The sequence below is a fragment of the Chryseobacterium sp. CH21 genome, from assembly GCF_004119445.1.
Taxonomy (GTDB): domain Bacteria; phylum Bacteroidota; class Bacteroidia; order Flavobacteriales; family Weeksellaceae; genus Chryseobacterium.
Map to the genome: position 1 here is coordinate 173,706 of NZ_QICI01000062.1, position 9,757 is coordinate 183,462.

A 9,757-nucleotide genomic window follows, 5' to 3' on the forward strand; every position below is an offset into this window, starting at 1 on the left:
TTGTTTACATCACCTGAAAACCCTGCCAATAAGGATCTTCATCATCAATAATAATATGATTATATCCGGTAATTCTGGCCCAGCCTTCTACTGACGGAATAATGGCTGGTCTTCCATCAACAGTACTGGTTCCTTCAATTCTCCCGATAAACTGAGAACCGATATAGCTTTCATGAATAAATTCTTCCCCTTCTTTTAATTTTCCTTTAGCATACCATTGAGCCATTCTTGCAGAAGTTCCTGTGCCGCATGGAGAACGATCCAGAGCATTTTCTCCTACTAACACTGCATTTCTTCCACTCGCTTTAGGATCTGTAGGGTTACCCGTCCATTGAATATGACTTAATCCGGTAATATGTTCAATTTCAGGATGAATGAATTCATATTTTTCATTGAGTAATTTTCGGATAATCTTTCCATAATGGATGAGCTGACTGGCCGTAAAATCAGAGATATCTCTGAAATTTTCCTGAGGATCGATAATGGCATAAAAGTTTCCGCCATAAGCTACGTCAGCACTTATTAAGCCAAGATCCGGACATTCAACCTCAAGGTTTTCAGCATATAGAAAAGATTTTACATTCGTCAGTTTTACAGACTTTACTTTTTTTCCTTCCTGTATATAATCGATGAGAATAAGTCCTGCAGGTGTTTCAAGACGTAATTTTCCCGGAATTTTAGGTGCCACAAGACCTTCTTCAATGGCAATGGTAACCGTTCCGATAGTTCCGTGTCCGCACATAGGAAGGCAGCCGCTGGTTTCAATATACAGAACTCCGATATCATTATTTTCATCTACAGGAGGATACAGCATACTTCCGCTCATCATATCATGACCACGAGGTTCAAACATTAGTCCTTTTCTTATCCAGTCGTATTCTTTCATGAAGTGAAGTCGGCGCTCCATCATGGAATTTCCTTTTAAAATAGGTGCGCCTCCTGCAACAAGACGTACAGGACAGCCACAGGTGTGAGAATCTATACAAAAAAATGTTCTGTTCATGTTGTCTGTAATTTTAAAGATTCTAAATTCATTGCTCCATCCACTATTCTACTGATTTGTAATGGATTGTCATTCTTTAGCTCCTCCGGTAAAAATTCATCCGGCCAGTTTTGGAAAGAAATGGGGCGTACAAAACGCTTTACAGCATCTGGTCCTACGGAAGTAAAACGGGAATCAGTAGTAGAGGGAAATGGCCCGCCATGCTGCATCGCATACACAACTTCTACTCCTGTAGGCATTCCGTTGAATAATAATCTTCCGCATTTATCTTTCAGAATATTGATCAGTATTGTATTATCCCGTACATCTTCATGGGTAGCGGCAATAGTAATGGTTAACTGTCCTTTTAACTGTTGGGTAATCTTGATGAGTTCTTCATCAGTTTCACACGCTACAACAATACCAAACGGGCCAAAAACTTCTTCATTCAATACAGGATTATTCAAGAAGGTTTCGGCATTTGTCTTTATCACTGAAGCACTTCTCTGATCATTTTCTGCTTGTGTATTTGATGACGCAATTATTTCAACATTTGTCTGTTCTGTTGCAATATTTTTATTTTTTCGAAACTTTCCAATATCCCTTTGTGAAGCATTTTAGCGGGGACCACGTTTTGAATTTCCTCTTTTAATGCATTAATAAAACGGTCAAGCGGTTTCCCTTTCAAAGAAATAAAAACTCCCGGATTGGTACAAAATTGTCCAACTCCTAAGGTTAAAGAAGCAATATATTCTTTGGCCAATGTTTCAGCTTTGTTTTCAAGCAATTTTTGAAAGGCAAATACAGGATTGATACTTCCCATTTCTGCAAATACCGGAATTGGATCTTTACGACGGTTGGCTATGTCAAACAAAGCTTTTCCTCCATTGAAAGATCCGGTAAAGGCCACAGCGCGGATATCCGGATGCTGAGTCAAATAAGCCCCAATTTCATAAGAGGTTCCGGTAATATGGCTAAAAACCCCTTCAGGCCATTCAAAGGCTTTAACAACGGCAGTTATAGCATCGGCCATCATTTGTGAAGTCTGAGGATGTGCAGGATGTGCTTTTATAATGACAGGACAGCCTGCCCCAATAGCACTGGCAGTATCTCCTCCTGCAGTAGAAAAGGCAAAAGGAAAATTACTGGCTCCGAAAATGACAACAGGTCCGATACCTACATTATATTTTCTAAGATCTCCTTTTTGTTTTTCAGGCTGAGCAAGATCGAGTCTGGCTTCTGTATATATCCCGGAAGCAACAGCTTTTGCATAGCTTCTCCACTGGCCTACAGTTCTGGCCTTTTCACCAGTAAGTCTGGCTAAAGGCAATGACGTTTCCGCATGAGCCACTGTCAAAAGTTCTTCTCCCAAAGCTTCAATTTGATCTGCAACAGCATTCATAAATTCCGCCCGATCATGAATCGTTGTATTCTTAAGAAACTGAAAGGCTTCAGCAGCCATTTCAATTCTTCTATCAATATTTTGTGTTGATGCTTCTTCCATTATATTTGCTGTTCTGGAATTAATAAGACGGGACGATTAGCTCTGCCTTCTTCAATAATTTTTTGAATTTTTTCAGCTTCTTTGCCATGAAGTTCAAGACGTGGAGCTCTTACATACGGATTGCTTATCCCTTCTGCTGTTGCAGCCAGTTTAATATACTGGATAAGTTTAGGGTGAATATCCAGCTCCAGCAATGGCATAAACCATCTGTAGATTGCTACAGCTTTATCATATTCATTGGCTTTCACATGGTTGTACATCGTCATGGTTTCATTAGGGAAAGCATCTACAAGACCTGCCACAAGACCGTCTGCTCCAAGCATCAGGGTTTCCAGACAAATGGTATCTACCCCTCCAAGAATTTTGATCCTTTTCCCGAAACGATTAATCATTCTGGTTACATTCGCCAGATCTCTTGTCGATTCTTTTACCGCCTGAATGGTTGGATATTCAATAAGCTCCTCAAACATTTCAAGGGTAACATAAATTCCATAATCTACGGGATTGTTATAGATAAGAATAGGAAGTTCTGTAGCGGAGGCCACTGCTTTAAAATACTCCACAACTTCATGGTTATCGGCTTTGTAACGCATTGGTGGAAGAAGCATCAGTCCATCTGCCCCAAATTCTTTTGCTTTTTCGGCAAAGTTGACTGCATTTCGGGTAGTATTTTCAGAAAGATTGAGAATGACAGGAATTCTACCCTGTGTTATTTTTTTTGCATATTTCAGCAGTTCAAATTTTTCCTCTGTTTCTAAAGCACTGGCTTCTCCTAATGTTCCCGCAAGAATAATCCCGTGAACGCCTGCTTTAATCTGGGCTTCTGTATTGATAGCAAACATTTCAAAGTCTATCTCGCCTTCTTTGGTAAAAGGCGTTAATACAGCGGGATAAATACCTTCCCAGTTTAGTTTTGTACTCATATCAAATAATATTTATCCAAAACTAGCAGAATTTCAAAACGGTAAATGTTAATATTTTAATAGGTTTTAACCGTATTTTAACACCTTGCTTTTTATTGCTCTATGGTAGCCTCTTTGTAATGTTTCAGGTATTCTTTAGGTGAATATTTCATAATGGATTTGAAAACCCGGTTAAAATTGGTAAGGCTATTGAAGCCACTATTAAAAGCAACCGAAGAAATACTGTACATTTTGCTGGCGGTCAATAGCCTGCAGGCTCGCTGTACCCGAAGTTCATTGAGGTATTCAATATACGTAATGCGGGTACGTTTTTTAAAAGACCGGCAAAAAGCCTGAGGTGTCATACAGGCTTCTTTAGCAATAAGATCGAGGGTCAGTTTACTTTGTGCGAAATTTTTCTTAATAAAATTCTGGGCATCTATAATTCTTTGATCCGTATCAGAAATAGGATTAGGTAAATTCTTTTCTGAAGATAGCGGAATATGCAAATGTCTGTTTTGCATAAGATGATTTAAAATTTTTATAAAATCAATAATCTGATCTACTCCTTTTGTTTTTTGCAGTGCAGCAATATCTTCTGCGATACTTTTTTTAAGCTTGGCTGCTACCTGAAAACCTACTTCTGAATGATTGATAAAGTTTTTAAGCTCCTCAAATTCAGGTAAGTCGAAAAATGCTGCGATCTTTTTATGAGGATCAAAGAAAATTGAGATGGCATGAACTTTCTGCTTTTCGTTTTTTTCAAAATTGCCTCTGAAAACATGGGACTGATTGGCTCCCAGATAAAAAATATCACCAGCCTCAAAATTAAAGAGATTCTGTTCTATAGCCAGTGTTCCATGCCCTTTAAGAATCCACATGATCTGTGTTTCTGTATGGCGATGGAAATAAGGATAAAAATTAGGCATTATATCTTCCTGAATGCGGATACTTTTGTTGGTATCGGCAGGAACAGAAAACTGGAGACTCTTCATCATATTAATGATTTACGAAGTTATTAGATTTTCAAGGTTAAAATATTGCTGAAGTTAAACAAAATATGAACATTAAATATCATATTAAAATCCAAACTTTACTTATTCTTATTTTTAATGAATAAAGTACTATAAATAGTACAAAATCGTAACTTTAAACTTTTAAAATAAAAAGTATTCATAATATATGTTTTCAGCACAAACCTATCAAGACCGAAGAGCAGTATTACAAGGAAATGTTTCCAGCGGAATTTTATTATTTCTGGGAAATATTGAAAATCCAGTAAATTTTGAGCATAATCCTTATTATTTCCGTCAGGACAGTACCTTTCTATACTATTTCGGAGTTCAGGAACCCCGTATTGCAGCCATTATTGATATTGATGAAAATAAGACGATTGTTTTCGGAGATGAATTGAGTATCGATGATATTGTATGGATGGGCAGGCAGGAAACCTTGAAAGAGAAAAGTCTGAAATCTGGTGTACAGGAAACGCTTCCTTATGCGGAACTTTCTCAATATGTTGCAAAAGCACTGGCTTCGGGTAGAAAAGTGCATTATCTTCCTCCTTATCAGTCTTCCAATAAAATTTTACTAGCGGATCTTCTTGGGATTAAAATTGCAGATTTACAGCCTTCAGTGGAAATGATCAAAGCTATTGTAAAACAGCGTTCCATTAAAGAACATCAGGAAATCGTTCAGATAGAACAGGCCGTGGAGGTTTCCAATGAAATGCATCTGTTGGCAATGCTTGCAGCGAAACCGGGGATGAAAGAATATGAAATTGCCAATGCAATCCAGCATCTTGCGGCCGATAAAGAATGCCAGATGTCTTATCCTCCAATCGTAACGATAAATGGGGGAATTCTTCATAATCATTACCGTCTCAATACCATGAAAGAAGGAGATTTGTTTTTGAATGATTCCGGAGCGGAAACTGCGATGGGATATGCCGGAGATCTTACCAGAACATTTCCTGTAAGCAAAACTTTTACTACCAAACAAAAGGAAATGTATGAAGTTGTTTTAAATACTTTTAATATTGCTCAAAGTCTTCTGAAACCCGGAATTCGATTCAAAGATATTCACTTAAAAGCAGCCCGGCATCTGGTAGAAGGTCTTATTGATCTTGGATTGATGAAAGGAAATCCTGAAGATGCTGTAAAGAATCATGCTCATACCCTATTTTTCCAGTGTGGACTGGGGCATATGATGGGGCTTGATGTACACGACATGGAAGACCTTGGAGAACAATATGTTGGGTATACTGAACAGGAACCAAAAGATACCAAAACATTCGGACTGAAATCTTTACGTTTAGGAAAAGAACTGGAATCCGGGTTTGTGGTAACGGTTGAACCTGGTATTTACATGATTCCTGATTTGATTGACATGTGGCAGGCTGAAAATAAAAATGCAGACTTTATTAATTATAATAAAGTAAATGAATACCGAAACTTCGGAGGAATTCGTGTAGAAGATGATTTCCTGATCACAGATGACGGCTGCAGACTCCTTGGAAATGGTTTAATTAAAACCGTTGAAGACATTGAAAATTACAGAGCTGAACATTTAGCTTAATTGAAATAATACCTATGAAGAAAATAAAAAAACTAACGATTATTGCATTGTACGTCCTGTGTCTCTCGCCCCTTGCGGCACAAAAGACACAATGGACTCCGGATGGCAATGCTTATTATTCATTTACCAAAAAAGGAGTTGAAATTGTAGATGTACTGCATCCGGGAAAAGATCAGACTCTTCTAAGCATCAGTGAACTGATCCCTGCCGGAAGCTCTGAAGCATTGCAGATACAGAGTTTTCAGATATCCCCTGATGATAAAAGTTTATTGCTTTTTGCCAATACCAAAAAAGTATGGAGAGACAATACCCGTGGAGATTACTGGATTTTTGATAAAAACACCAAAAAACTTACCCAGCTTGGAAAAGGCTTGCCAGCTTCATCACTGATGTTTGCTAAGTATTCCCCGGACGGTAAAAAAGTAGCTTATGTGTCGAAGCATAATATTTATATTGAAGATCTTTCCAACAATCAACTTACCAAAATCACTGCAGATGGTACTGACGGAATGATTAATGGTACTTTTGACTGGGTTTACGAAGAAGAATTCGGAACTCAGGATGGCTTCAGATGGTCTCCGGATGGCAATAAAATAGCGTATTGGAAGCTGGATGCCCGTGGTACTAAAAATTTCCTGATGATCAATAATACACACAGTCTGTATTCTTTTACCATTCCGGTAGAATATCCGAAAGTAGGAGAAAACCCTTCCGGATGTAGTATATGGTTTTATGATCTTGCTTCTAAATCTTCAAAGAAAGCTGATATTGCAGGAGATGAAATGCAAAATTATATCCCAAGAATGGAATGGGTACCAGATTCTAAATCCGTTATTCTGCAGCAATTGAACAGAAAACAGAATCAAAGTAAAATTATCGTAGCAGATGCCAATTCCGGGAACAGTAAGACCATTCATACGGAAACTGATGCTGCATGGATTGATATAAAATCCCGCTGGAATGACAATGATCCGAGTGGCTGGGACTGGATTGAAAACGGAAAAGAATTCTTATGGCTTTCTGAAAAAGATGGATGGAGACATATTTATAAAATAGATATGAACGGGAAAGAAACATTGATTACGAAAGATGCTTTCGATGTAATTCAACCGGAGTTTTTGATGTTCAGAACAAACAAATCTACTTTTTAGCTTCCCCGAATAATGCCACTCAGAAATATCTGTATAAAGTGAGTATGAAAGGAGGAAAAGCACAAAAAGTAACTCCTGAATCCTATACCGGTTCTAATAAATATACGATATCTCCTAATGGAAAGATCGCTATGTTTACGAATAGCAGTGTCAATTCATTATCAATGGGTTCTGTAATATCGCTTCCGGAACATAAAGAATTGGTTGCTGCCAACAAGTCTGCAAAGGCAGATCCTGCAAAAGCAAAAGCTGAATTCTTTCAGATTACCACACAGGATGGAGTTACGCTGGACGGATGGGTGGTAAAGCCTAAAAATTTCGATCCTAATAAAAAATATCCTATTGTTTTTACGGTCTATGGGGAACCGGCTATGCAAACAGTAACAGACGATTTTTATACCGGCTGGAATTGGCTATATGCCGGAGATATGGCTGAAGACGGCTACTTATATGTTTCTCTTGAAAACCGTGGAACGCCTTCTCCAAGAGGACGTGAATGGAGAAAATCTGTGTATCGTAAAATAGGACAGTTGAATATTCGTGATCAGGCAATGGGAGCCAAAGCTTTATTTGCAAAATGGCCATATGTAGATACTTCAAGAGTTGCTGTATGGGGCTGGAGCGGAGGTGGATCTTCTACCCTTAACCTTTTAGGGCAGTATCCTGATATTTACCAGACTGGTATTGCCATTGCTCCTGTTGCCAATCAGTTGTTCTATGATAATATCTATCAGGAACGTTATATGGGACTTCCACAGGAAAACAGAGAAGATTTTGTCAATGGTTCTCCACTGGCTTATGCTAAAAATTTAAAAGGAAATCTTCTATTGGTCCACGGGACAGGTGATGATAATGTGCATTACCAAAATACCGAAGTATATATCAATGAATTGGTAAAATACAACAAACAGTTTCAGTTGATGTCCTATCCTAACCGTACTCACGCTATTGATGAAGGTGAAGGAACGTCACTGCATCTGGTCACCATGTTTACAAAATATTTGAAAGAACACTGCCCTCCGGGAGCAAGATAATAATGAAAGTCTCACAATGATGTGGGACTTTTTATTTTTAAATTATTAAAACCATTTTAAAATCAAACAAAAATTCCCCGGATTGCTCCAGGGAAAAATAAGTGTCAAAACCTATAAATTTTTATAGTGGTGTAAAATGATGTTATATAGAAAGTAACAATGGATGTGCCAAATTACTCACTAATTTATGAAATGTGACTTTTTGTGGTACCTTTTGTCCAATTCGCTTCCTGAGGCTTCCATTTCTATAAGATTATCACTAAATTTGAGTGAATAATTTCTAAAATCATTCATGAAACTACCACTCTCCTATTATTCCAATCAAGATGTTCTTTTTCTGGCTCAGAACCTTTTGGGAAAAGTCCTTTTTATAGAAATCAATGGTGAAACAACAGCCGGAATCATTGTAGAAACAGAAGCCTATTTTGGAGTTCAAGATAAAGCTTCTCATGCGTATGGAGGCAGACGTACAGACCGTACAGAAACGCTGTACAGCCAAGGTGGAATTTCCTATGTGTATTTATGCTATGGAATTCATCACCTTTTCAATGTAGTGACTTCTTTGAAGGACGATCCACATGCCGTTCTGGTAAGAGCTGTTGAACCTTTGATCGGTAAAGAAATCATGGAATTAAGGAGAAATATGCCGGTTTCAAAACCTGCCATTTCCGCAGGTCCGGGGTCAGCTTCCAAAGCGTTGGGAATAGATCGGTCATTCAACAAAAAAGATCTGAATGGAAATGAAATCTGGATTGAAGATCATGGTATTTCGTATACACCGGATGAGATTATTTCAGGACCCCGTATAGGGGTTGCTTATGCACAGGAAGATGCGCTTCTACCGTGGCGTTTTTTTGTGAAAGGAAACAAATATGTGAGCAAACCCAACAAAGTATAAATATCAGGATTTATATACGGAATCATAAAACTCTTTATAGTAGGTAACCAGACCGTCAAGAGAAAAGCCACGGTTCAAACCACTGGTATTAGGTAAAACCCAGACTTTTACTCCACAGAAATCCTCAGGCTGTTCTCCCCAAAGAATTTCTTTCTTTTTAGAAAACGCTTTATACGCTGCTTTACCAAGAAAAGCAATATATTTTGGTTGGTATTTTCTAATTTTTACTTTAAAATTGTCAAAAGATTCATCAAATTCTTCCTTCGAAAGCTCATCCGCACGGGAAGTTGCTCTAGCCACAGCAGTTGTCAGTCCATATCCGAAATCCAGAAGAGAAGTATCATTTATGGCTTCTATTTCATACGGTGTAAAGCCTGACTGATGAAGTACTTTCCAAAAGCGGTTGCTCCTTCCGGAAAAGTGATGACCGTCATTGGATGATTTCAAACCAGGATTGATTCCACAAAAAATAACATTGAGATGTGTTGAAATAATATCTGTCAGCATAATATATGATAGATTGGCCTGTATAAAAAGATTAATTCTTTACCCGTTGTGCATTATGAATGCAAAAAAATAAGTTGTTCATTCGATTGAAAACCAGTAATTTTTTTTGCTACAAAACATTTACAATGAACAACTTAATTGCAAATTACGGAAGAATTTTGGAAGTTTTACGGGAAATTTCAGATGAAACACTTTTATCTTA

At 37.9% G+C, this 9,757-nt stretch carries 10 protein-coding genes; 4 read left to right on the forward strand and 6 right to left on the reverse strand.

Annotated features, from left to right (window positions below):
• Positions 1 to 4: 4 nt before the first annotated feature.
• The 5 genes from BOQ62_RS13655 to BOQ62_RS13670 all read right to left on the reverse strand — a co-directional run bounded on the left by BOQ62_RS13655 (position 5) and on the right by BOQ62_RS13670 (position 4,386).
• On the reverse strand, positions 5 to 1,003 hold the full coding sequence (locus tag BOQ62_RS13655) for a 4-hydroxyproline epimerase (RefSeq protein WP_129040304.1): 999 nt from the start codon (positions 1,001 to 1,003) through the stop codon (positions 5 to 7).
• Positions 1,000 to 1,476 (reverse strand): hypothetical protein, encoded by a 477-nt coding sequence (locus BOQ62_RS23310; RefSeq protein WP_228414103.1) that lies wholly within the window; start codon positions 1,474 to 1,476, stop codon positions 1,000 to 1,002. Before BOQ62_RS23310 ends, BOQ62_RS13655 begins: the two co-directional genes overlap by 4 nt.
• A gap of 47 nt (positions 1,477 to 1,523) precedes the next feature.
• Positions 1,524 to 2,486 carry an aldehyde dehydrogenase family protein gene (locus tag BOQ62_RS23315; protein WP_228414105.1) on the reverse strand — a complete coding sequence of 321 codons (963 nt, stop codon included), beginning with the start codon at positions 2,484 to 2,486 and terminating at the stop codon, positions 1,524 to 1,526.
• Positions 2,486 to 3,409 (reverse strand): dihydrodipicolinate synthase family protein, encoded by a 924-nt coding sequence (locus BOQ62_RS13665; RefSeq protein WP_129040306.1) that lies wholly within the window; start codon positions 3,407 to 3,409, stop codon positions 2,486 to 2,488. Before BOQ62_RS13665 ends, BOQ62_RS23315 begins: the two co-directional genes overlap by 1 nt.
• A gap of 92 nt (positions 3,410 to 3,501) precedes the next feature.
• Positions 3,502 to 4,386 (reverse strand): AraC family transcriptional regulator, encoded by an 885-nt coding sequence (locus BOQ62_RS13670; RefSeq protein WP_228414107.1) that lies wholly within the window; start codon positions 4,384 to 4,386, stop codon positions 3,502 to 3,504.
• Between the two features lie 184 nt (positions 4,387 to 4,570).
• Between BOQ62_RS13670 and BOQ62_RS13675 the strand changes: the two genes are divergently transcribed.
• From BOQ62_RS13675 to BOQ62_RS13685, 4 genes are all read left to right on the forward strand, one after another.
• Positions 4,571 to 5,965 carry an aminopeptidase P family protein gene (locus tag BOQ62_RS13675; RefSeq protein WP_129040308.1) on the forward strand — a complete coding sequence of 465 codons (1,395 nt, stop codon included), beginning with the start codon at positions 4,571 to 4,573 and terminating at the stop codon, positions 5,963 to 5,965.
• A 14-nt stretch (positions 5,966 to 5,979) separates the two neighbouring features.
• A complete protein-coding gene (locus tag BOQ62_RS23320) occupies positions 5,980 to 7,116 on the forward strand; it encodes a DPP IV N-terminal domain-containing protein (RefSeq protein ID WP_262708341.1) in 1,137 nt (378 codons plus the stop codon).
• Positions 7,104 to 8,150 carry an alpha/beta hydrolase family protein gene (locus BOQ62_RS23890; protein ID WP_262708342.1) on the forward strand — a complete coding sequence of 349 codons (1,047 nt, stop codon included), beginning with the start codon at positions 7,104 to 7,106 and terminating at the stop codon, positions 8,148 to 8,150. Before BOQ62_RS23320 ends, BOQ62_RS23890 begins: the two co-directional genes overlap by 13 nt.
• A 292-nt stretch (positions 8,151 to 8,442) precedes the next feature.
• On the forward strand, positions 8,443 to 9,048 hold the full coding sequence (locus BOQ62_RS13685) for a DNA-3-methyladenine glycosylase (RefSeq protein ID WP_129040310.1): 606 nt from the start codon (positions 8,443 to 8,445) through the stop codon (positions 9,046 to 9,048).
• Positions 9,049 to 9,051: 3 nt separating this feature from the next.
• On the opposite strand, the gene mug is transcribed toward BOQ62_RS13685, so the two are convergent.
• Positions 9,052 to 9,555 (reverse strand): G/U mismatch-specific DNA glycosylase, encoded by a 504-nt coding sequence (gene mug, locus BOQ62_RS13690; RefSeq protein ID WP_129040312.1) that lies wholly within the window; start codon positions 9,553 to 9,555, stop codon positions 9,052 to 9,054.
• Positions 9,556 to 9,757 lie beyond the last annotated feature (202 nt).

Coding starts and splice junctions, on each gene's coding strand:
- BOQ62_RS13675 (WP_129040308.1), top strand. CDS start 4,571: ATGTTTTCAGCACAAACCTATCAAGACCGAAGAGCAGTATTACAAGGA.
- mug (WP_129040312.1), bottom strand. CDS start 9,555: ATGCTGACAGATATTATTTCAACACATCTCAATGTTATTTTTTGTGGA.
- BOQ62_RS23315 (WP_228414105.1), bottom strand. CDS start 2,486: ATGGAAGAAGCATCAACACAAAATATTGATAGAAGAATTGAAATGGCT.
- BOQ62_RS13685 (WP_129040310.1), top strand. CDS start 8,443: ATGAAACTACCACTCTCCTATTATTCCAATCAAGATGTTCTTTTTCTG.
- BOQ62_RS13655 (WP_129040304.1), bottom strand. CDS start 1,003: ATGAACAGAACATTTTTTTGTATAGATTCTCACACCTGTGGCTGTCCT.
- BOQ62_RS13665 (WP_129040306.1), bottom strand. CDS start 3,409: ATGAGTACAAAACTAAACTGGGAAGGTATTTATCCCGCTGTATTAACG.
- BOQ62_RS13670 (WP_228414107.1), bottom strand. CDS start 4,386: ATGATGAAGAGTCTCCAGTTTTCTGTTCCTGCCGATACCAACAAAAGT.
- BOQ62_RS23320 (WP_262708341.1), top strand. CDS start 5,980: ATGAAGAAAATAAAAAAACTAACGATTATTGCATTGTACGTCCTGTGT.